14 protein-coding genes and 1 riboswitch are annotated in these 23,404 nt (G+C 72.1%); of the genes, 9 read left to right on the top strand and 5 right to left on the bottom strand.

The window, feature by feature from the left end; all coding sequences use genetic code 11:
• Positions 1–58 precede the first annotated feature (58 nt).
• Positions 59–2,368 (bottom strand): 5-methyltetrahydropteroyltriglutamate--homocysteine S-methyltransferase, encoded by a 2,310-nt coding sequence (gene metE, locus AB0I82_RS02840; RefSeq protein WP_363255243.1) that lies wholly within the window; start codon positions 2,366–2,368, stop codon positions 59–61.
• A gap of 154 nt (positions 2,369–2,522) precedes the next feature.
• Positions 2,523–2,744, bottom strand: a riboswitch (cobalamin riboswitch).
• A 93-nt stretch (positions 2,745–2,837) separates the two neighbouring features.
• On the opposite strand from metE, the gene AB0I82_RS02835 reads away from it, so the two are divergent.
• From AB0I82_RS02835 to AB0I82_RS02825, 3 genes are all read left to right on the top strand, one after another.
• Positions 2,838–3,383 carry an enterochelin esterase domain-containing protein gene (locus AB0I82_RS02835; RefSeq protein ID WP_363255242.1) on the top strand — a complete coding sequence of 182 codons (546 nt, stop codon included), beginning with the start codon at positions 2,838–2,840 and terminating at the stop codon, positions 3,381–3,383.
• A 110-nt stretch (positions 3,384–3,493) separates the two neighbouring features.
• Positions 3,494–12,811 carry an amino acid adenylation domain-containing protein gene (locus tag AB0I82_RS02830; protein WP_363255241.1) on the top strand — a complete coding sequence of 3,106 codons (9,318 nt, stop codon included), beginning with the start codon at positions 3,494–3,496 and terminating at the stop codon, positions 12,809–12,811.
• Positions 12,808–13,311, top strand: coding sequence for a DUF4188 domain-containing protein (locus AB0I82_RS02825; protein WP_363255240.1), 504 nt, complete (start codon positions 12,808–12,810; stop codon positions 13,309–13,311). Before AB0I82_RS02830 ends, AB0I82_RS02825 begins: the two co-directional genes overlap by 4 nt.
• A 17-nt stretch (positions 13,312–13,328) precedes the next feature.
• Here the strand turns inward: AB0I82_RS02825 and AB0I82_RS02820 are convergent, their stop codons facing one another.
• Genes AB0I82_RS02820 through AB0I82_RS02810 form a run of 3 tightly spaced genes read right to left on the bottom strand, consistent with a single transcriptional unit; the run spans position 13,329 to position 15,464 of the window.
• Positions 13,329–14,009 (bottom strand): TetR family transcriptional regulator, encoded by a 681-nt coding sequence (locus AB0I82_RS02820; RefSeq protein ID WP_363255239.1) that lies wholly within the window; start codon positions 14,007–14,009, stop codon positions 13,329–13,331.
• Positions 14,006–14,200 (bottom strand): ferredoxin, encoded by a 195-nt coding sequence (locus AB0I82_RS02815; protein ID WP_363255238.1) that lies wholly within the window; start codon positions 14,198–14,200, stop codon positions 14,006–14,008. The genes AB0I82_RS02820 and AB0I82_RS02815 overlap by 4 nt, the downstream gene beginning before the upstream one ends.
• 40 nt (positions 14,201–14,240) lie before the next feature.
• A complete protein-coding gene (locus AB0I82_RS02810; RefSeq protein WP_363255237.1) occupies positions 14,241–15,464 on the bottom strand; it encodes a cytochrome P450 in 1,224 nt (407 codons plus the stop codon).
• 234 nt (positions 15,465–15,698) lie between these two features.
• Between AB0I82_RS02810 and AB0I82_RS02805 the strand changes: the two genes are divergently transcribed.
• The 6 genes from AB0I82_RS02805 to AB0I82_RS02780 all read left to right on the top strand — a co-directional run bounded on the left by AB0I82_RS02805 (position 15,699) and on the right by AB0I82_RS02780 (position 22,958).
• Entirely contained in the window at positions 15,699–17,003 is a 1,305-nt protein-coding gene (locus AB0I82_RS02805) for an extracellular solute-binding protein (protein ID WP_363255236.1), read from the top strand.
• A gap of 10 nt (positions 17,004–17,013) precedes the next feature.
• Positions 17,014–17,907 (top strand): sugar ABC transporter permease, encoded by an 894-nt coding sequence (locus AB0I82_RS02800; RefSeq protein ID WP_363255235.1) that lies wholly within the window; start codon positions 17,014–17,016, stop codon positions 17,905–17,907.
• Between the two features lie 11 nt (positions 17,908–17,918).
• On the top strand, positions 17,919–18,752 hold the full coding sequence (locus AB0I82_RS02795) for a carbohydrate ABC transporter permease (protein WP_363255234.1): 834 nt from the start codon (positions 17,919–17,921) through the stop codon (positions 18,750–18,752).
• A gap of 7 nt (positions 18,753–18,759) precedes the next feature.
• Positions 18,760–20,388 carry a beta-N-acetylhexosaminidase gene (locus AB0I82_RS02790; protein WP_363255233.1) on the top strand — a complete coding sequence of 543 codons (1,629 nt, stop codon included), beginning with the start codon at positions 18,760–18,762 and terminating at the stop codon, positions 20,386–20,388.
• Between the two features lie 57 nt (positions 20,389–20,445).
• Entirely contained in the window at positions 20,446–21,066 is a 621-nt protein-coding gene (locus AB0I82_RS02785) for an L-threonylcarbamoyladenylate synthase (RefSeq protein WP_363255231.1), read from the top strand.
• Between the two features lie 218 nt (positions 21,067–21,284).
• On the top strand, positions 21,285–22,958 hold the full coding sequence (locus AB0I82_RS02780) for an ABC-F family ATP-binding cassette domain-containing protein (RefSeq protein ID WP_363255230.1): 1,674 nt from the start codon (positions 21,285–21,287) through the stop codon (positions 22,956–22,958).
• 64 nt (positions 22,959–23,022) lie between these two features.
• On the opposite strand, the gene AB0I82_RS02775 is transcribed toward AB0I82_RS02780, so the two are convergent.
• The gene (locus tag AB0I82_RS02775; protein ID WP_363255229.1) at positions 23,023–23,157 is read right to left on the bottom strand and encodes a hypothetical protein; all 135 of its coding nucleotides are present in this window, start codon (positions 23,155–23,157) and stop codon (positions 23,023–23,025) included.
• Positions 23,158–23,404 lie beyond the last annotated feature (247 nt).

Genomic DNA, 23,404 nt, shown 5'->3' with positions numbered 1-23,404 from the left:
AAGATCCATCAAGGCATCAGCATCCCATGAGTCACACCCCGGTACCGAGGTCGGTCTGTCAGCCGAGACGGCGGACTCGGCGCGCCGCCGCGACCAGGTGCTCCAGTGAGGTACGGGTCTCCTGCCAGCCCCTGGTCTTCAGTCCGCAGTCGGGGTTGACCCACAGCCGCTCGGCGGGAACGGCCGTCAGCGCCGCGCGGATCAGCGCCTCGATCTCGTCGGTGTCCGGGACGCGCGGCGAGTGGATGTCGTAGACACCCGGGCCGACCTCGCGCGGATACGACGCGGCGGCCAGTTCGCCGGCCACCCGCATATGGGAACGCGCCGCCTCCAGGCTGATCACGTCGGCGTCGAGGTCGTCGATGGCCGGCAGGATGTCGCCGAACTCCGCGTAGCACATGTGCGTGTGGATCTGGGTGTCCGGACGTACGCCGCTGGTCGCGAGCCGGAACGCCTCGGTGGCCCAGGCCAGATACGCCCCGTGGTCGGCGGCCCGCAGCGGCAGCGTCTCGCGCAGCGCAGGCTCGTCCACCTGGACGATCGCGGTGCCCGCCGCCTCCAGGTCGGCCACCTCGTCGCGCAGCGCCAGCGCGACCTGGCGCGCGGTGTCGGCGAGCGGCTGGTCGTCGCGGACGAAGGACCACGCGAGCATGGTGACGGGACCGGTGAGCATGCCCTTGACCGGCCGCCCGGTGAGCGACTGCGCGTACCGGGTCCAGCGCACCGTCATCGGTTCCGGGCGGGACACGTCACCGGCGAGCACCGGCGGGCGGACGTAACGGGTGCCGTAGGACTGGACCCAGCCGTGCTGTGTGGCGAGGTAGCCGGTCAGCCGCTCGGCGAAGTGCTGCACCATGTCGTTGCGTTCCGGCTCGCCGTGCACCAGGACGTCGAGCCCGGCCTTCTCCTGATAGGCGACGACCTCGCGGATCTCCGCCGCGATGCGTTCCTTGTACGCGGCGTCGTCGATGCGGCCGGCGCGCAGATCGGCGCGTGCGGTGCGCAGCGCGGCCGTCTGCGGGAAGGAGCCGATGGTGGTCGTGGGCAGCGGCGGCAGGCCGAGGTGGGCGTGCTGCGCGGCGGACCGCTCCGGGTACGGCTGGGAGCGTCGGCAGTCGGCGGCGGTGACGGCCGCGGCGCGGGCGCGGACGGCCGGGTCGTGGGTGAGCGCGGCGCCGGTGCGGGAGGCGAGGTCGGCGCGGTTGGCGGCGAGTTCGGCGGCGATGATGCCGGTGCCGTGTGTCAGCCCGCGGGCCAGGGTGACGAGCTCGGCGGTCTTCTGCCGGGCGAAGGCGAGCCAGCGGGCGATCTGCGGGTCGATGTCGCGCTCGGCGGCCGCGTCCAGCGGGACGTGCAGCAGTGAGCAGGAGGCCGCCACATCCACCCGCTCGGCGAGGCCCAGCAGGGTGCCGAGAGTGGCGAGGGACTTCGCGTGGTCGTCGATCCAGATGTTGCGGCCGTTGACGACGCCCGCGACCAGCCGCTTGCCGGGCAGCCCGCCGGCCGCCGCGAGGTCGTCCAGATTGCCGGCCGCCGCCTCGGTGAAGTCCATCGCGAGCCCCTCGACGGGGGACTTGGCCAGTACCGGCAGGGCCTCGCCGAGGCGGCCGAAGTAGGTCGCGACCAGGAGTTGCGGGCGGTCGGTGAGGGCGCCGAGGTCGCGGTAGGCGCGGGCCGCGGCGTTCAGTTCGGCCGGGGTGCGGTCCTGTACGAGCGCGGGCTCGTCCAGTTGTACCCACTCGGCGCCGGCGGCCCGCAGGTCGGCGAGGACCTCCGCGTACACGGGCAGCAGCCGGTCGAGCAGGGTCAGCGGCTCGAAGTCGGGGTCCACGCCGGGGGCGGGCTTGGCCAGCAGCAGGTAGGTGACCGGGCCGACCAGGACGGGGCGTGCGGTGTGTCCGAGCGCGCGGGCCTCACTCAGCTCGCCGACCTGCTTGCGCGAGTCGGCCGAGAACACCGTGTCAGGGCCCAGTTCCGGCACCAGGTAGTGGTAGTTGGTGTCGAACCACTTGGTCATCTCCAGCGGCGCCGCGTCCTGCGTGCCGCGGGCCATGGCGAAGTACCCGTCCAGGGCGTCCGTTTCGACGGCGGCACGGTGCCGGGTGGGGATCGCGCCGACCATGACGCTGGTGTCCAGCACATGGTCGTAGTACGAGAAGTCGCCGGTCGGGACCTCGTGCAGGCCCGCTTCGGCAAGCTGCTGCCAGACGGAACGGCGCAGCCCCGCGGCGGTCTCGCGCAGCGCGTCGGCGCTGACGCGGCCCTTCCAGTACCCCTCGACCGCCTTCTTCAGTTCCCGGTCCGGCCCCTGCCGGGGATACCCGTACACGGTGGCCCGTACGGCCGTGGCGGTGTTCTTGCTGGTCACGTTGCTCTCCTTCGCGAGCGTGTCTCCGAGTGCCCGGCGACGGGCACGAGAGCGCGAAGGGAGTGCACAGCGGACGGGCCGCCGCGCACTCGTGTGCCGCGTCCCTGCTGTACGCCGACCCGCCCTCGAGGTCACCGGGAGACCGCACACGACGGGTCGCGTGCGGGCAACGGGCAGGTCTTCGGACTCACGAGCACGTCCGCGCACAAGGCACGGACACCTACTGGCCGTCGCTTCCCGGACCCGCTCGGATCCAGTGCGTGTGACGGCGGTCGTTCCCGCTCACCGCTGCGGGGCAGTCCCGGATTCCCACCGGGTTCCCTCTTACGACGCGCCTGCCTGGCGGACAGGGCGAACCAGCTGCACGCATCAGGCTATGCCCTGCCACCGTCCGCGTGCCATCCCCGGTTATTGTTAGGTTAGGCTTGCCTAAGTCGCAATCCGGAATGGTGCCAGAAAGGTGCGAGAGATGTACGTCCTTGACGACGGTCCCGGCACGCGGGACGCGCGGCTTCTCCGTACGGCCGGTCCGTGTGTCGAGCGCCTCGCCGCCCGGCTCACCGCCGCCACCGAGGTCGAACGCGCGGCGCTGCTCGCCGAATTCTGGGCGGACGCCGAACGGCGCGGCACACCCCTCGTCGAAGAGGTCGCCGAAAACTCCGGGCAGTACGCGGTCACGTTCCTCCGGCGCGGCCACCGCGCCACCTGTCAGGTGCTGCTCCTGGCCGACGGCGTCACCGGCCACGGAGACCTTGCCCCCGCGCTGCTGGACCGGCTGCCGGGTACCGATGTCTGGCACTTGACGTACCTGCTGCCCGCCGGCAGTGGCGGCGCATATCGGCTCGCCGCGGACATCTCACCCGGCGGCCCGCCCGCCGACCCCAAGCGTCGGCGGCAGCGGCTGCGCGCGCTGTGTGCGTACGCCGCCGTCGATCCGCTCAACCCCCGTATGGCGGACGTCACTTGGGGTGCTCCGGGCGGCTCCGCGTACGCCGTGCCGGGCGCCGCCGCGTAACTCGGTATTGAACGGGCCGGACCCGTCGGGCCGACTGTCCGACAAGCTGACCTGACGTGTCGTCAGGCGGCACGCCGGAATGTGCCGCACGCGCCCATTATCGTGCACATATGAGTCAAGTGCCTGATTCCGCCCTTCGTGACCGGATCGCCATCATCGGCATCGGCTGCCGCCTGCCCGGCCATGCCAACGACCACCGGGCGTTCTGGCGGAACCTGGCCGAGGGCCGGGACTGCATCGTCCCGACCCCGGCCGACCGGTACGACGTCACCACCCTGGGCAGCCGGGACCGGGCCAAGCCCGGCCGGCTGGTCGGCGGCCGCGGCGGCTACATCGACGGCTTCGACGCATTCGACCCGGAGTTCTTCGGCATCAGCCCGCGCGAGGCCGCGCACCTCGACCCCCAGCAGCGCAAGCTCCTGGAGGTCTCCTGGGAGGCACTGGAGGACGGCGGGCAGCGCCCGGCCGGTCTGGCGGGCGGCAACATCGGCGTGTTCATCGGCGCGTTCACGATGGACTACAACATCCTGCACTTCTCCGACCCGGACTTCCTGGCGGCACACACCGCGACCGGCACCATGATGACGATGGTGTCGAACCGTGTCTCGCACGCCTTCGACTTCCGCGGCCCCAGCGTCTCCCTCGACACCGCCTGCAGCTCCTCCCTCGTCGCCCTGCACCTCGCCCGGCAGAGCCTGCTGCGCGGCGAGACCGACCTCGCGCTGGCCGGCGGCACGCTGCTGCACAGCGCGCCGCAGTACACCATCGCCGAGACCAAGGGCGGCTTCCTCTCCGTCGACGGCCGGTCGCGCGCCTTCGACGCGGCGGCCGACGGCTACGTACGTGCCGAGGGCGTCGCCGTCGTGGCACTGAAACGGCTCGCCGACGCCGTGCGCGACGGCGACCCGGTGCACGCCGTGGTGCTCGGCAGCGGGGTGAACCAGGACGGGCGGACCAACGGCATCACCGTGCCGCGCGAGGACGCCCAGGTGGATCTCGTACGGAAGGTGTGCGCCGAGGCGGGCGTCGCGCCCGGCAGCCTGCAGTACGTCGAGGCGCACGGCACCTCCACCCCGGTCGGCGACCCGATCGAGGCCCGGGCGCTCGGCCGCGTCCTGTCCGCCGGGCGCCCGCCCGGCGCCCCGTGCTACGTCGGTTCCGTCAAGACCAACATCGGGCACACCGAGGCCGCCGCCGGTATCGCGGGACTCATCAAGACGGTGCTCGCGCTGAAGCACAAGAAGATCCCGCCGCATCTGAATCTGGAGCGGCTCAACCCCGCCCTCGACGCGGCCGCGCTGCCCTTCGAGATCCCGGACCGGCTGGTCGACTGGCCCACGCACGACGGGCCGGCCCGGGCCGGCGTCAACTCCTTCGGCTTCGGCGGCACCAACGCCCACGTACTGCTGGAGGAGGCGCCGGTACGTGAGGAAGCCCCCCGGGTGTCGGAGCGCGGCCTCACGATCCTGCCGCTGAGCGCCCGCCACCCGGACGGGCTGCGCACACTCGCCACCGGCATCCGCGCCGAGCTCAGCGGCGTGCACGGCACCCCGCCCGCCCTCGCCGACCTCGGCCACACCCTCGCCCACCGTCGCGAACACCACGCGCACCGGCTCGCGGTGGTGTACTCCCCGGCGGCCCCCGACTCGCTGGACGAGGCGCTGGCCGCGTACGAGCGGGGCGAGCGGCATCCCCGCGTCGTCACGGGCCACTGCCGCGCGCGCGAACACCGGGGAACAGCCTGGGTGTTCACCGGTATGGGACCGCAGTGGTGGGGGATGGGGCGCGGGCTGCTGGCGGCCGAACCGGAGTACCGCGCGGCCGTCGAGGCATGCGACCGCGAGATCCGGGCCCAGGCAGGCTGGTCCCTGCTGGACGAACTCGCCAAGGACGAGGCCGAGTCGAGGATGGGGGAGACCTGGCTCGCACAGCCCGCCAACTTCGCGCTCCAGACCGGCCTCGCCGCCCTCTGGCGCAGCAACGGGGTCCGGCCCGACGCAGTGGTCGGCCACAGCACCGGCGAGGTCGCCGCCTGCTACGAGGCCGGGGTCTACAGCCTGTCGGACGCCGTCACGGTGATCCTGCACCGCAGCCGTCTCCAGCACCGGCTGGCCGGCACCGGCACGATGCTCGCCGTCGGGCTGACCGAGGCCGAGGCGGCCCGCCGCATCCGCCCGCTGCGCGACCAGGTGTCGGTCGCGGCGGTCAACAGCCCCCACGGCTGCACCCTCTCCGGGGACGCGGACGCGCTCCGCGCTCTCGCCGCCGACCTCGAAGGGGAGGGGATCTTCGCCCGCTTCCTGGCGGTCGACATCCCGTACCACAGCGTGCGCATGGACCCGATCAGGGAGGAGCTGCTGGCGGGGCTGGGTGACCTGAAGCCGCGCCCGCCGGAGGTGCCGCTGTACTTGACGGCACATCAGGACATCGCCCCTAGTAGCCAGTTGGACGCCGCGTACTGGTGGGCGAACGTCCGCGAGCCGGTCCGCTTCCGGGCCGCCGTCGACCGGCTGGCCGAGGACGGCCACCGCCTCTTCCTGGAGCTCGGACCGCACCCCGTGCTCGGCCACTCGATCGCCGAGTGCCTGGAGGCCACGGGCACCGAAGGCCGGACGCTGGCCTCGATGCACCGTCAGGAGGAGGACGAGGCCGAGCGCTTTTCTCGCACGCTCGCCGAACTGCACACGCTGGGCGTTGAGTTGAACTGGTCCGGTCTCCACCCGGGCGGGCGGGTGGTCCCGCTGCCCCGCTATCCCTGGCGCCAGGAACGGTACTGGGCCGAGCCCGAGGGCATCGCGCAGCTCCGGCTCGGCCGCCTCGACCACCCGCTGCTGGGCCGCCGCACCACGCACACCCGGCCCACTTGGGAAGCCCGGCTCGACACCGAACAACTGCCGTACCTGGCGGACCACCGCATCCAGGGCAACGTGGTCTTCCCCGCCGCGGGCTACCTGGAGATGGCGGCACAGGCGGTACGGGCGCTGACCGGCGGCGGCCCGGCGGTGCTGGCCGACATCCGACTGGCCAAGGCGCTCTTCCTCGACGACGCACAGCCGACGGCGGTCCAGTTCTCCTTCGACCCGGACGGCGCGGACTTCACCGTCGCGACGGGCGCGGCGGACCCCACCGTGCACGCCACCGGCGTGGTCCGCACAGGTCAGCGCCGCGCGCCCGGCCCCGCTCTCGACCCGGACGAGATCCGCTCCCGCACCCGCCGTCGGCTCTCCGGCCCCGAGACGTATGCGGCGCTGGCCGAGCAGGGGTACGAGTACGGCCCGGCGTTCCAGGGCATCGAGGAGGTCTGGACCGGGTCCGGCGAGGCGCTGGCCCGCATTCGGCCGCCGGCCGGGCTCGGCAGCGGCACGGCGGACAGCCACTGCCACCCCGCGCTGCTCGACGCCGCCTTCCAGACGCTGCTGGTGGCGGACGGCCCTGCGTCCGGCGGCATCCGCCTGCCGCTCGCGATCGCCGAGGTGCGCCTCGACCCGGTCGGCCACCGGCCGTTCTGGGTGCACGCCACCCTCACCCGCCGGGACGCCGACGAGATCACCGGCGACCTCGCGCTGTACGCCGAGGACGGCACCCCACTGGGCCGGATCACCGGCTTCAGGGCGGCGGACGTCGAACGGGCCTCGGCCTCGGTCGGCCTCCACACGATCGACAACTGGCTGGCAGAGGTCGCCTGGACCGACGCCGACGCTCTGCCGGAGGACGCGGACGGCCCCGGTGACCTGCTGATCCTCGCAGACGCGGGCCCGCTCGCCGAGCAACTGGCCGGGCTCACCCGGGCCCACGGTGGACGCTGCCACCTGGTCCGCTCCGGTACGCACTACACCCACGGCCCGGCGGAATCCACGGTCCGGCCCGACTCGGCCGAGGATCTGACCCGCCTCTTCGCCGACCTCGACGCCCCCTTCGACGCCGTCGTACACCTGTGGAACCTGGACCAGCCGCCACTGGATGAGATCACCGGTACGGAATTGACCCGGTGCACAGCGCTCGGGGCGTACTCGCTGGTCCGCCTCGCGCAGCTGCTGCCGGACGCGCAGCCCGGCGCCCGGCTGCACATCGTCACCCGCGGCACCCAGGCCGTGGCCGCCGACGACCCCGTCGAACCGCTCGGCGCCGCCGCCTGGGGCCTCGGCCGGGTCCTGTGGCAGCAGGAACTCACCGCGCAGCGCGGCAAGTTGATCGACCTGTCGGCCGAGCCCGCCGAAGGGGAGGCCGAGGCGCTCTGGCGCGAGCTCGCCACCGGGACCGGCCGAGGCGGCGACGAGGAAATCGCGCTGCGCGGCGGCCGACGCCGCACCAGCAGGCTCCGCCCGCCGACCGGCCTCACCCGCCCGCTGCCACTGCGGCTGCGCCCCGACGCCGACTACCTCGTGACCGGCGCGTTCGGCGCGCTCGGCCAGGTGCTCTGCCGCACCCTCGTGGAGCGCGGCGCCCGACGGCTGACCCTGGTGGGCCGCACCCCGCTGCCCGACCGCACGGAGTGGCACCGCGTCGACCCCGACACCCCCACCGGGCAGCGGGTCGCCTTCCTCAAGGAGCTGGAGGCGCTCGGCGCCCAGCCCGTACCGGCACCGCTGGACATTACCGACGAGACGGCGCTGACCGACTGGCTGGCGGACCGCCGAAGCCGCCAACTTCCGCCCATTCGCGGGGTGTTCCACTTGGCAGGGGAGGTCAGGGACGCGTTGGTACCGGCGATGGACCGGGAGGCATTCGACGCCGCGTACGCCCCCAAGGTGCTCGGCGCCCAACTGCTCCACCACCACCTGCGCGACGAACCGCTCGACCACTTCGTCCTCTTCGGTTCCATCGCGGCCCTGCTGACCACCGCCGGGCAGACCAACTACGCGGCGGGCAACGCCTTCCTGGACGCGCTCGCCCACCACCGCAGGGCCCGCGGCCTGCCCGCGCTCTGCCTGGCCTGGGGCCCCTGGGACGCCGGCATGATCGAGGAGCGCGGCCTCGCGGAGCACTACCGCACGGCACGCGGCATGAGCCCGCTCTCGCCCGCCGCCGGGATGGCCGTACTGGAGCGCACCATCGGCCAGGAGCGGGCACAGCTCGCGGTCGCCACCGTGACCGACTGGCGGACCGCAACCAACTGGTACGCCGCGCCGCCTGCGCTCGTCGCCGACCTGGCGGCGGCTGCCGCCGACACCCCGGCGACCGGCGCGCGCGGCACGTTCCTGGACGCCTTCCGCGCGGCCGAGGGCGAGGAGGCCCGCCGTCTGCTGATCACGGAGCGCTTCGGCGAGCTGGTCGCCGCAGTACTGGGCGTACCGCGAGAACGCGTCGATCCGGCCGCCGGGCTGCTCGCGCTGGGCCTGGACTCCCTGCTGGCCATGGAGCTGCGCGCCAGGACCGGCACCGAGCTGGGCGTCACACTCCCGGTAGTGGCGCTGCTCAGCGGCGAGCCGGTCGACGCGCTGACCGACCGGCTGTACGACGGGCTGCTGGTGGCCGATGGATCGGAGGCCGGGCCCGCGGCCGAGCAGCACAGCGACGAGGAGCGGTATCCCCTCACGCACAACCAGAAGGCGCTGTGGTTCCTCCACGAACTCGACCCGGAGGCACACGCCTACAACCTCGGCGGCGCGATGGTGGTGCACGGCGCACTCGACCCGGACCTGGTCTTCGACGCCTTCCGCATCCTGATCGAGCGGCACCCGTGCCTGCGGACCACCTTCGTCGCGGAGGACGGGCGGCCCGTGCAGCGCGTCTCCCCGGAGGTGCGGGCCGACACGGCCGTGTTCGATGTACGGGGCGAGGACTGGGACGCCGTACGCGCGCGGCTGGTCCAGGAATACCGCAGGCCGTACGACCTGACGCGCGACCCGCTGGTCCGGCTCCGTCTCTACCAGCTCGCCCCGGACCGCTGGGTGCTTCTCAAGGGTGTCCACCACATCGTCTCCGACGCGCATTCCATCTTCGCCTTCATCGAGGAGCTGTTCACGCTCTACGACGCACTGCGGCAGGGCGGGCCGGCCGAGCTCCCGCCGCTGCCGGCCCGCTATCTGGACTTCCTCAACCGGCAGAACAGCCTGCTCGCCGGCCCCGAGGCACAGCCCATGCTCGACTACTGGCGGGCCCACCTGCCCACGCGGATCCCCGATCTGGAGCTGCCCACCGACAAGCCCCGCCCCGCGGTGGCCACCCACCACGGCGCCTCGGAGCTCTTCGAGATCGACGCCGAGCTCAGCGCACGGGTGCACGCGCTGTCGCGCCGCCACGACGTCACGCCCTTCATGGTGCTGCTGAGCGCGTACTACCTGCTGCTGCACCGCTACTCGGGCCAGGACGACCTCATCGTCGGCAGCCCCGTCAGCGGCCGCACCCGCCCGGAATTCGCCCCGGTCTACGGCTACTTCGTCAACCCGCTGCCGCTCCATGTCAGCCTGGCCGGCGACCCTTCGGTGGCCGAGCTGCTGGCCCGCACCCGCGACACCGTGCTGGGCGGCCTGGACAACCAGGAGTACCCGCTCGTCCTCCTGGTCGAGAAACTGGGGCTGCCGCACGACGCCAGCCGCTCCGCCGTGTTCCAGGCGATGTTCGTCCTGCTCACCCACCAGCTCGGCGAGGAGCTGGCCGGACATCCGGTGGAGAACGTGCAACTGCCGGAGCAGGAGGGGCAGTTCGACCTGACGCTGGCGGCCTACGAGGAGCCCGCGAGCGGGCGCTTCAGCTGCGCGGTCAAGTACAACACCGACCTGTTCCACGCGGCGACGGCCCGCCGGATGGCCGGGCACTACCTGAATCTGCTGGACGCGCTGACCCGCGCCGCCGCCGAGGCACCGGCCGCCCGGCTGCCCCTGCTCAGCCCCGAGGAGCGCGACCGCATCCTCACCCGGTGGAGCGGGACCGACCGGACGGCGGACCACGAGGTGCCGGTACCCGACCTCGTCCGGCGGTGCGCCGCCGAACGGCCCGGAGCCGTCGCCGTCGTGCACCCCACGGCAGCCGGTGAAACCCGCCGGCTCACCTACGCCGAACTGGACGAACGCTCCCGTCGGGCGGCCCGCCGACTGCGCGCGCTGGGCGTGCGCGACGGCGCCGTGGTGGCCGTCCGCATGGCCAAGTCGCCGGAGCTGATCGTCACGCTCCTCGCGGTACTGCGGGCGGGCGGCTGCTATCTGCCCCTCGACCCCGGCCACCCGGCCGACCGGACGGCCCGCCTGGTCGCGGACGCCGGTGCGGTCCTGCTCGTGGCCGACCGGGCTGAGCCCGACCGGTCCGAACCCGACCGGGACGGGCCCGACCGGGACGCGCCCGAGGTGATCACTGCGGACGAGCTGGCCGCACCGGTCCCGGCGGACAGCACCCCGGAGGACACCGCCTCCGAGCCCCCGATCGACCTCGACGCGCCCGCCTACCTCCTCCACACCTCCGGCTCGACCGGCCGCCCCAAGGCCGTCCGGGTCAGCCATCGCAACCTCGCCGCCGTGCACGCCGCCTGGCGCGCCGAGTACCGCCTCGACGACGAGCCCGGCGTCCACCTCCAGATGGCCGCGCCGTCCTTCGATGTCTTCACCGGCGACCTGGTGCGAGCGCTGTGCTCCGGCGGAGCCCTGCTCCTCGCCGACCGCGACCTGCTCTTCGACACCCACCGGCTGTACCGGACCATGGCCGAGGAGCGGGTCGACTGCGCCGAATTCGTCCCGGCGGTCGCCCGCGGCCTGATCAGCCACTGCGAAGCGGCCGGGCTGCGGCTGGACTTCCTGCGCCTGCTCATCGTCGGCTCGGACATCTGGCGGGCCGGTGAGCACCGGCGGCTGCGCGCCCTGTGCGGACCGCGCACCCGCCTGATCAACTCGTACGGGCTGACCGAGGCCACCATCGACAGCGCGTACTTCGAAGGCCCGGTGGACGGCCTCGCGCCGGGCGCCACGGTCCCCATCGGGCGCCCGCTGCCCAACAGCGAGCTGTACATTCTCGACCGGTACGGCGAGCCGGTGCCGCCCGGCGTGACCGGCGAGCTCTTCATCGGCGGCGCGGGCGTCGCGACCGGCTGTCTCGGCGACGCGGGGGAGTCCGCACGGACCTTCCCGGCCCTCACCCTGGGCGGGGCACCGCGCCGGCTCTGCCGCACCGGCGACCTGGCCCGCTGGTCGGCGGACGGCACGGTCCACCTGTTGGGGCGCGTGGACCGGCAGGTCAAGGTGCGCGGCCACCGCGTGGAGACCGGCGAGGTCGAGACCCAACTCTCCCGCTGCGCCGCCCTGCGCCAGGTCCATGTGACGACCCACCGGACCGAGGGCGGCGACAACACCCTGTGCGCCTATTACGTACCGGACGACGGGGCACCGGTGGACCGGGGCGAGCTGCGCCGGCGGCTCGCCGACCACCTCCCCGCCTACATGATCCCGTCCCACTTCGTGGCGCTGCCCGCGCTGCCGCTGACGGCGAACGGCAAGGTCGACACCGCCGCCCTCCCCGCTCCCGCCACCGCGCCGGACCGCCGGGCCGCCGAAGCGCCGGGCACGCCCTACGAGGCGCGGATGGCCGCGCACTGGCAGGCCCTGCTCGGCGGTGAACTCCCCGGCCCGCACCACGACTTCTTCGAGGCGGGCGGCAACTCGCTCGTACTCATCGAGCTGATCCACCATCTGCGTACCGAGTACGGCGCCGAGATCCCCGTCGGCCCGCTGCTCAAGGACACCACGCTGCGCGGCATGACCCGCACCGTCGAGGACGTGGTGGCAGGCGAAGCGGGCGATGCCCCGCCCTACGCCTGCTTCGGCCCGGAGAACCCGGCACCGGACCGCACCGTCTTCTGCTTCCCACCGGCGGGCGGCCACGGCGCGGCGTACCGCGAACTCGCCTCCCACCTGGACGGTTTCCGCGTCGTCGCGTTCGACTACCTCCCCGGTGAGGCCAGGGTCGCCCGCTACGCCGACCTGATCGAGTCCCACCGGCCGGACGGCCCCTGCGCCCTCCTCGGCTACTCGCTCGGCGGCAACCTCGCCTTCGAAGTGGCCAAGGAGCTCGAACGCCGGGGGAGGGAGGTGTCCCGGCTGGTCCTGCTGGACTCCTATCGCTTCACCGAGGCCGGGCCGCTGGGCGCCGAGGAACTGGCCCGCTTCGAGGAGGGACTGCGCGACCGGCTGGGCGGGAGGGCCGGCACCGGCCCGCTCGCGGCGGAGACCCTCGACCGGGCCCGGGACTACCTGGACTTCTGCTGCCGCACACCGAACCTGGGCACGATCGCCGCACCGATCACGGTGATCGCCGCCGAGCGGAGCGGACTGCCGTACGCACTCGGTAAACGGGCCGGCTGGCAGGAGAGTTCCCGTACCGGCGCGGTCCGGCTCGACGGCTCCGGCACGCACGACGAGCTGCTCGACCCGGAGCACATCGGCCACAACGCCCGGCTCGCCCGCGAGGCCCTGGCCGGTGCGGAGTGCGGGGTGCCCGCGTGACCTCTCGTCCACCGCAGCCGGAGTCGGGCGCACCGAGCCGTACGACCGCGGCGGCCACCGGTGACCTGGTCGTCTTCGTCCTCGGGATGCGTATCAACCGGCTCCGCTCGCCGCGCGACTGGGTGCCGGTGAGCCGGGCGATGGCGCCGATGATCAGGGAGCTGCTGGCCGACCGGGAGAGCGGCCTGCTGGGCTCCCGGACCCGGCTGGGCCCGCCCCGGGTGATCGAGCTGATCCAGTACTGGGAGTCGCCGGAGAAGCTGCTCGCGTACGCCTCGGACGCGCGGCGGCGCCACCGGCCCGCATGGGCGGCGTTCAACCGGCGGGCCCGGGAGAGCCGCGGCGCCGTGGGCATCTACCACGAGAACTACCTCGTGCCGGCGGGCCGGTACGAGGCGGTCTATGTCGACATGCCGCCGTACGGGCTGGCCGCCGCCACCGGCGTCCGCCCGGTCGGCGACCGCGGCGACACGGCGGCCGCCCGGCTGGGCCTGCCCTGAGAGCCCGTGGCTGGGCCTTACCGCCCGGCCTCGCCGAGCAGCGCGGAGGAGAGCCCGCAAAGCGACGTGATGAGGTCCTGCCCCAGCAGCCGCCAGCGCGCCGCCGCCTCCCGCTGCTCGATCCGGCCGTTCGCCAGGTCGTACTCCAGCTCCGCGAAGGCGTGCACGCTGAGCTGCCGCACCATCGCGCTGTACCGCTGGAACAACCCGGGCGGGAAGTCCTTCCGCCGCACCGCACCATGGGTGTTGAGCATGCGCAGCGACGGCGTGTTCAGCTGCTCCTGGATGACGTACTCCCGCAGCGCCGGCTCGACGATCGCCTGGGCGAAGAAGCGCGCGCCCCAGGTCGGCGCGGCCGCTTCGATGTGGTACTCGACGCCCGGCAGGATGAGGCACGCGAAGTGCTCCTCCCGCGTCACCGCCCGGTCCGTGCCGAGCAGCGTCTCCACCATGGCGATGCGGCGCTCCTCGATGACGTCCGTATAGCTCGACAGGATCGCCTTGATGAGCTCGTCACGGCCGTTGAAGTGGTACTGCACCGCGGAGTTGTTGCGCTGGCCAGCCGCCTCGCTGATCTGCCGGACCGAGACGTTCGCGAAGCCCTTCTCGGCATAGAGCCGCTCCGCGGTGCGCATGAGCTTGGTCCGCGCGACCACGGAGCGGGGGGACGGCGGGGCGGCCGGCGCTGGGGTCCTCATTCCGCGAGTCGGATGGCTCCGGTCGGGCACCCCGCGGCCGCGGCGCGCACCTCTTCGAAGTCCTCCGGCGCCGGCGCCTCCTCCAGGAGCATCACGACACCGTCCTCCTCCCGCTGGTCAAAGACCCGATCGGCCCTGAGCACACACAACCCGCTGCCGCAGCACGCTTCCTGGTCCACGGTGATCTTCATGCTACCTCCTCGCCTTCCGCCGCCCCGGTGATCCGAAACCTCACCAGGTGACCCACAGCTCCTGCAAGCCGCCGGCCGCGACGCCGTCACGAGGGCGCAGCTCCTCCGGCTTGTCCCGCAGCCGCAGACCGGGCAGCCGCCGGGCGAACGTACCCAGTACGACCTGCAGTTCCACCCGGGCCAGCGTCTGGCCGACGCAGAAGTGCGGGCCCGCGCCGAAGGTGACGTGCTGGCTGTTGTTCTCGCGGTGCGGGTCGAAGCGGTCGGGCTCGGGGAACTTGCGCGCGTCCCGGTTGGCGGCCGCCATGTTGACCAACAGATTGCTGCCCGCGCCGACCGGCACCCCGCCGACCTCGGTGTCCTCCGTGATGAACCGGGGGATGCCGACGCCCGCGAGGGGGTCCATCCGCAGCGACTCCTCCACCGTGCCCCTGATGAGCTCGGGATCGGCGACCACCGCCTCGTAGCGCTCCCGTTCGGCCAGCAGCAGCGCCGTCATCTTCATGATCATGTTCGAGGTGGTCTCGTGCCCGGCCAGCAGCAGGCCGCGCGCCGTGGAGACCAGCTCGTCGTGGCTGAGCCGGCCGTCCTCGCTGTCCGAGATCAGGGTCAGCTCGCTGAGCAGATCGTCACCCGGGTGCGCCCGCTTCTGCTCGACCAGGTCCGAGGCGTAGTCCAGGAACGCCTGCTGCGCCGCGTCGACCTCCTCCTGCGTGTACTTGGTCAGCGTCAGCGCCACCTCCGACCAGTACGCGAACTTCTCCTGGTCCTCGCTCGGCGCGCCCAGCAGGGCGCAGATGACCTGGACCGGCAGCGGCAGGGCGAGGGCCGTCCGGAGGTCGGCGGGCGAGCCCTGGGCCATCATGGCGTCCACCAGCTCGTCGGCCATGCCCTGGATGCGCGGTCGCCAGGCCTCCATCTTCTTCACCGTGAACGCGCGGCTGAGCAGCCGACGCCAGCGCTGGTGGCCCGGGCCCTCCTGGATGTCCGTGGCGCCGGGGTTGCGCCGGCTGAACATCCCGCCGTCCTCGGTATTCGACAGGCGTGCGCCGCCCTCCCGGGAGAGGTCGCGGCTGAACCGCGGGTCGGCCAGCAGGGTGCGGACCTCGTCGTATCCGGTCAGCAGCCCGACCACGTCGCCGCTGGGCATCCGCACATGCGCCACCGGGCACTTCGCGCGGTTCTCGGCCCACTCCTGCGGCGGCTCCAGTACGTGGGGCTGGGCGAACGGGTAGTCGGGGATCGGTGTGGCCTCGTCGGTCATGGGGGGCTCCTCCGGGCGTCGGCGTCCCGGCCACCGTAAGACGCACGTCTTACTAAGACAATTGCCTTAAGTGCGATTGGCCGATACTGATCGCCAGTTGAGTGGTGGTTGGGTGGCAGTTGGGTGGTACAGACCACTTGTCGTCGCTCTCCGGCGCCCATAAGATCCAGCCCCAGTTGTGCAGAGCGAAACGTTCATTGCGTATGTTGCAACGCTCGATCTGTAGGGGTGCCGATGACCGCGTATGCCCGAATAGCCGCTCCACTGGCGGGACTTGTCCTCGCCGGCCTCGCCGTCACCGGCTGCGCTCCGCAGACCTCGGCGAGCGGCGGAACCAAGGACGAGAAGAGCGGGACGCTGCGCGTGTGGCTGTTCCGGGAGGTCGGCAACAAGCCCAAGGAGAAGGTCGTCGACGCGGCCGTCGCGGCGTTCGAGAAGCAGCACAAGGGCACCGACGTACAGGTCGAGTACATCCCGGTCGACACCCGCGCCCAGCGCATCAAGGCCGCCTTCAACGACCCCGCGAGCGCGCCGGACCTCATCGAGTACGGCAACACCGACACCGCGGGCTACGTCAAGGACGGCGGCCTCGCCGACATCACCGCCGAGTACACCGCCTGGGACCAGGCGAAGGACACCACCCCCACCGCCAAGCAGTCCGTGACCGTCGGCGGCAAGGTCTACGGCGCACCGTTCTCCGGCGGCGCCCGCGCGCTGTACTACCGCACCGACGTCCTCAAGGACCTGGACATCGCCCCGCCCCAATCCCAGGCGGAGTTGATCGCCGCCGCGAAGAAGATTCACAAGGCCCGGCCCGACCTCTACGGCCTCGCGGTCGGCGGCGCGTACATCTACGGCGCCCTGCCCTTCCTCTGGGCCCAGGGCGGCGAACTCGCCGTGCGGCACGGCGACACCTACCGGGCCGCCGTCAACACCCCGAAGGCCCGCAAGGGCATCAAGGCGTACGCCTCCCTCTTCGGCGACGACAACTGCCCGGCCGACAAATGCGCTTCCATGGGCGGCAACGCGACCGTCACCGCCTTCACCTCGGGCAAGGCGGCCATGGCCATCGGCGGCGACTTCAGCCACGCCGCCGTGGAAGCGAGCAAGGCCAAGGGCAAGTACGCGGTGGTACCGCTGCCCGGCGTGAAGAAGGGCTCGATCGCCCCGGCCTTCGCGGGCGGCAACAACATCGGCGTCCTGAAGAGCACCACACACCGCACCCTCGCCGTGGACCTCATGAAGTCGCTGGCCGGCAAACAATCGCAACGGGGACTCTTCGACGCGATGGGCTTCCTGCCGACCTACACCGACGTGCTGGACGAGGCCGCGCAACAGCGGCCGTATGTCGCGCCGTTCGTCAAAACCCTGGACGCAGACACCAAGTTCGTCCCCGCCTCGCCCGCCTGGGGCCAGATCGACGCCTCGCTGATCCTGCCGACCATGTACCAGGAGATCGTCAGCGGCCGGAAGAGCGTGGACCGGGCGACCGACGACGCGGCGAAGAAGATGGACGCCGCGTTCAACGCCGCCCGGTGAGGGCCGCCCCTTGACCCCGACCGCCCTGCGCCGCTCCCGCTGGACACCCTGGCTCTATCTGCTGCCCGCACTCGTCCTGCTCGCCGGACTGCTCGTTTACCCGATCTACCAGCTCGGCCTGATCTCCTTCCTGGAGTACACCCAGGCCCAGGTCAGCGGCGGGCAGCCGACCTCCTTCCAGGGATTCGGCAACTACGCGACGCTCTTCTCCGACGGCGAGTTCTGGCGGGTGCTCCTCGCCACCGTCCTCTTCGCCGCCGCCTGCGTCCTCTCCACCCTGCTCGTCGGCTGCGCGCTCGCCGTCCTGCTGACCCGTATCCGCGCGCTGCCCCGGCTCGTCCTGATGCTGGCCGCGCTCGGCGCCTGGGCCACCCCCGCCATCACCGGCTCCACCGTCTGGGTCTTCCTCTTCGACCCCGACTTCGGGCCCGTCAACAGGGTGCTGGGACTCGGCGACTTCTCCTGGACGTACGGCCAGTACAGCGCGTTCGCCTTGGTCCTCCTCGAAGTCGTGTGGTGCTCGTTCCCGTTCGTGATGGTGACCGTGTACGCCGGCATCCGCGCCGTCCCCGCCGAAGTACTGGAGGCGGCCGCGCTCGACGGCGCCTCGCAGTGGCGCACTTGGCGCTCCGTCCTGGCGCCGATCCTCCGGCCGCTCCTCGTCGTCGTCACCATCCAGTCGGTCATCTGGGACTTCAAGGTCTTCACCCAGATCTATGTGATGACGGGCGGCGGCGGCATCGCCGGACAGAACCTCGTGCTCAACGTGTACGCGTACCAAAAGGCGTTCGCCTCCTCGCAGTACAGCCTCGGCTCGGCCATCGGCGTCGTCATGCTGCTGATCCTGCTGGCCGTCACCCTGGTGTATTTGCGCATCGTGCGGCGTCAGGGGGAGGAACTGTGAGCCTGCTGTTCATGAGGGTAATCCGACGGCCCGGGCGGCTGGCCGCCGAGGTCGCCGCCGTCGCCATCGCCGCCCTCGTCGCCTTCCCCCTCTACTGGATGGTCCTCTCCGCCCTCAAACCCGCGGCCGAGATCCAGTCCACCGAGCCACGCCCCTGGACCCTCGCCCCGACCCTGGAGTCCTTCCGCCGCGTCTTCGAGCAGCAGGACTTCGGCCGGTACTTCCTCAACAGCCTGCTCGTGGCGGGCACCGTCGTCCTCGCCTCGGCGCTGATCGCCTTCCTGGCCGCCACCGCGGTCACCCGCTTCCGCTTCCGGTTCCGTACCACCCTGCTGATCATGTTCCTGGTCGCGCAGATGGTGCCGGTCGAGGCGCTCACCATCCCGCTGTTCTTCCTCATGCGGGACTTCGGGCAGCTCAACACCCTCGGCTCGCTGATCCTGCCGCACCTCGCCTTCTCGCTGCCGTTCGCCATCTGGATGCTGCGCGGCTTCGTCAAGGCGGTACCGGAAGCGCTGGAGGAGCAGGCCGCGATCGACGGTGCGAGCCGCGCCCGCTTCCTGTGGCAGATCCTCTTCCCGCTGGTCTTCCCGGGCCTCGCCGCGACCAGCGTCTTCTCCTTCATCTCCACCTGGAACGACTTCCTGTTCGCCAAGTCCTTCCTCATCAGCGACACCTCGCAGTCCACACTGCCCATGGCGCTGCTGGTCTTCTTCAAGCCCGATGAGAACGACTGGGGAGGGATCATGGCCGCCTCCACGGTGATGACCGTCCCCGTCCTGGTCTTCTTCGTACTCGTACAGCGACGCCTGGTCTCCGGACTCGGCGGCGCGGTCAAGGACTGATGCCGTGATGAACGAACTGATTCCCGCCCCCGTGCGTATGGAGCCCGGCGACGGCGCCGGATGGGTCCTGGACGCGGCCACCACGCTCGCGGCCGGGCCCGGCACGGAGGCCACCGAGCGGTGGCTGCGCACCACCCTCGGCGCCGCGCTCGGACTGCCGCTCCCGCCCGGTCCGGCCGACGCGCCCGGCACGATCACCCTCGTCCTGGAAGACGGCCTGCCACCCGAGAACTACCGGCTCGACACCACCGGAGGCACCGTACGGATCACCGGCGGCGGCCCGGCCGGCGTCTTCTGGGGCGCCCAGACCCTGCGCCAACTCCTCGGTGCCGACGCCTTCCGCCGCGCTCCCATCGACCCCGAAGCGACCCGGTCCCTGCCCGCCGTACGCATCGAGGACGGCCCCCGCTTCGCCTGGCGCGGCATGATGCTCGACGTGGCTCGCCACTTCCTCCCGAAGGACGACATCCTCCGCTACCTCGACCTGCTCGCCGCGCACAAACTCAACGTCTTCCACTTCCACCTCACCGACGACCAGGGCTGGCGCATCGAGATCAAGCGCCACCCGCGCCTGACCGAGGTCGGCTCCTGGCGCGCACGCACCCAGTGGGGCCACCGCGCGTCGGAGTTGTGGGACGAGACGCCGTACGGCGGGTACTACACCCACGACGACATCCGGGAGATCGTCGCGTACGCCGCCGAACGGCACATCCGCGTCGTGCCCGAGATCGACATCCCGGGCCACTCGCAGGCCGCCATCGCCGCCTATCCCTGGCTCGGCAACACCGATGTCGTCGACACCGCCGCGCTGGAAGTGTGGGACACCTGGGGCGTCAGCCCGAACATCCTCGCGCCCACGGACGCCACCCTCCGCTTCTACGAGGACGTCCTGACCGAGGTACTGGAGCTCTTCCCGCCCCACGTCTCGCCGTTCGTGCACATCGGCGGGGACGAGTGCCCCAAGGATCAGTGGCGGCAGTCCCCGGCCGCGCAGGCCCGGATCGCCGAACTCGGGCTGGCCGACGAGGACGGACTCCAGTCCTGGTTCATCCGCCACTTCGACCGCTGGCTGACCGCGCGCGGCCGCCGCCTCATCGGCTGGGACGAGATCCTGGAAGGCGGCCTCGCCGAAGGCGCCGCGGTCTCCTCCTGGCGCGGCTACGCGGGCGGCATCGCCGCCGCCGAGGCCGGGCACGACGTCGTGATGTGCCCGGAGCAGCAGGTGTACCTGGACCACCGCCAGCACGGCGGCCCCGACGAGCCGATGCCCATCGGCTACGTACGCACTCTGGAGGACGTCTACCGGTTCGAACCCGTGCCCCCAAGCCTCTCCCCGGAAGCTGCCCGACACGTCCTCGGCACCCAGGCCAACGTCTGGACCGAGGTCATGCAGAACCGCTCCCGCGTCGACTACCAGGTCTTCCCCCGGCTTGCTGCATTCGCCGAGGTCGCCTGGTCCCAGCTGCCCGCCCCGGCCGAACGGGACTACCCGGCCTTCGAGGCGCGGATGGCCGACCACTACGCGCGGTTGGACGCACTCGGTGTCGACTACCGCCCGCCCGGCGGCCCGCTGCCCCGCCAGCGCCGCCCCGGCGTCCTCGGCCGGCCGATCGAGGGCCCGCCGCCGCATGCATGAGCGCCCCTGAGCAGTCAGATGATGCACGTTTCCGATCACATCGCCTACGCTCGACGGATGGCGAAGTACTTCGATGTGCACCCCGAAAACCCGCAGCCGCGCACCATCCGCAGCGTGGCCGACAGCATCCGCTCGGGCGGGCTCGTCGCCTACCCGACGGACTCCTGTTTCGCCCTCGGCAGCCAGCTGGGCAGCCGGGACGGCATCGACCGGATCCGGTCCATCCGGAAGCTCGACGACCGCCACCACTTCACCCTGGTGTGCCAGAACTTCGCGCAGCTCGGCCAGTTCGTACAGATCGACAACGATGTGTTCCGGGCCATCAAGGCCGCGACGCCCGGCAGCTACACCTTCATCCTCCCGGCGACGAAGGAAGTGCCGCGCAAGCTGCTGCACGCGAAGAAGAAGACGGTCGGGGTCCGCATCCCCGACCACGTCGTCGCGCAGGCGCTCCTCGCCGAACTGGGCGAGCCGCTGCTCTCCAGCACCCTGCTCCTGCCCGACGAGGACGAACCGCTGACGCAGGGCTGGGAGATCAAGGAACGGCTCGACCACGTGGTGGACGCGGTGGTCGACTCGGGCGACTGCGGCACCGAGCCGACCACGGTCATTGACTTCTCCGGCGGCACGACCGAGATCGTCCGCCGGGGAGCGGGCGACCCGTCGCGGTTCGAATGAGCGCTGCAGCGCTGCTACGCCCCGCTTCCGTCGCCGGGCGAACGGGGCGTCGGCGCTGCTAGCATGATTGTCATGGCACGAGGTATCTGGTCGCAGAAGGTCCGCTCCGCCCGCTGACGGCGGCGCCTTCTCCCTACTGAATTCGCGCTCGCCGTCCCGGTTCCCGCCGGGCGGCCGCTTCTTGCTGCCCGGCTCCACTGCGAGCTGCGGAGCACCCGTTGACCTTCACCCCCACCCACTCAGCCATGTACCGGCCCGCCGAGGCGGGCGGCAGCGCACACATCCGTGCCGAAGGCGTCACCGTCACCCGCGGTGCCCGGCGTGTACTGAACGACGTCTCGGTCACCGTCTCCGCCCGGTCGCGGATCGCCGTCGTCGGCGAGAACGGCCGTGGCAAGACGACATTGCTGCACGTCCTTGCCGGACTGATCACGCCCGACGAGGGCACCGTGCGCCGTACCGGCACGATCGGCCTGGCCCGCCAGGAGCTGTCCGTACGAGACGGTGAGACCGTCGGTGCCCTGACCTCCGAGGCGCTGGCCGCGTCGCTCGCGGCCCTCACCGCACTGGACGAGGCGACCCTCGCCCTCACCGAGGGCGCCCCCGCCGCCGACGACCGCTACGCCGCCGCGCTCGACGCCGCCACCCGGCTCGACGCGTGGGACGCCGAACGCCGCGTCGACGTCGCCCTCGACGCGCTCGGCGCGTGCACCGACCGCGACCGCCCCTTGTCGACACTGTCGGTCGGGCAGCGCTACCGGGTCCGGCTGGCGTGCCTGCTCGGCGCCCACCACGACGTCCTGCTGCTCGACGAGCCGACCAACCACCTCGACGCCGACGGGCTGGACTTCCTGACCCGCAGGCTGCGCGAGCACGACGGCGGCCTCGCCGTCGTCAGCCACGACCGGGCACTGCTGCGCGACGTCGCGAACCGCTTCCTCGACCTCGACCCGACCCGCGACGGAAAGCCGCGCCTGTACGCCGGCGGCTACGACGCCTGGCAGGTCGCCCGGCGTCGTGAGCACGAGCGCTGGGCGCAGGACCATGAGGAGCAGCACGCCGAGCACCGGCGGCTGCAGGACGCGGTGTCGAAGGCCCGCGACCGCCTCACCACCGGCTGGCGCCCGGACAAGGGGACCGGCAAGCACCAGCGCCAGTCCCGTGCACCGGGCGTCGTCCAGGCCCTGAAGCGGCAACAGGACGCCCTGGCGGCGCACCGGATCGACGTGCCGGAGCAGCCGCCCGCGCTGCGGTGGCCGGACCTGGGCGTCCGGCCGGGCGCACCGCAGCTGCGCGCGTACGGCGTCGCCGTCGACGGACGCCTCGCCGGTCCGGTCGACCTCACCCTCGACGGCGGTGACCGGCTGCTCGTCACCGGACCGAACGGCGCCGGGAAGTCCACGCTGCTCGCGGTCCTTGCCGGTGCGCTGGAACCCACCTGCGGGTACGTCCGTACGGCAAAGGGGGCACGGATCCTCCGGGTGACCCAGGAGACCGCCGAGCAGGACCCCGGACTCACCGCCCGCGAGGTGTACGCCCGTCACGTGGGACGGCTGGTGGCCCGCGGGGCGCTCCGCGACGCCGACGCCGTACCGCTCGGGGCGCTCGGTCTGCTGGACTCCGATGCGCTGCGCACGCCGGTCGGGCGGATGTCGCAGGGGCAGCAGCGGCGCCTGGACCTGGCGCTGGCGCTGGCCGGGCGGCCCGGACTCATCCTGCTCGACGAGCCGACCAACCATCTGTCCTCGGCGCTGGTCGACGAGGTGACCGACGCGATCCGCGACACAAGCGCCGCTGTCGTCGTCGCGACGCACGACCGACAACTGCTACGGGACCTCGCGGACTGGCCACGCCTGGAGGTGGGTCATCGGCAGGTGACGTACGGAGGCTAAATCGCGTCGGTGTTCGTACCGGAGCCTCTCGCGGTTTCTTGCAGAAACCCCGTCAGAAGCTCGGCTACGGCATGGGCTGTTCAAGGTGAGGCCAGTGGCCGGCTTCGTCGACGGTGGCGGCATGCGCCTGAGGGAAGCGCCAGGCGACGTCCTTGTCGACCATTCCGGGCGTGACGAAGGGGTCCTGGGCACCGTGCACGATGAGTGTGGGGCCGGGGTGGGCAGTGCGCTCGCCGCTGCCGGGCAGGTCGGGGGGCGATCAGACGGTACGAGGTGTGGCCGCGCTCGGCGAGTTCGGCGATGAGGGGCCGCCATACATGGCGGTCGTCGAGGAAACCGTGCGCGAACACAACGGCGGGCACGCGGTGGTACGGGGCATCAGGAGGTGTCCTCTCCACGCGAGGCGGACGCGCCGACAGCCGCTCAAGCCGGCTGTCCGTGCTCCC

Source organism: Streptomyces sp. NPDC050315 (assembly GCF_040655775.1).
Lineage (GTDB): Bacteria > Actinomycetota > Actinomycetes > Streptomycetales > Streptomycetaceae > Streptomyces.
This window is presented reverse-complemented; position numbering and strand designations above follow the sequence as displayed.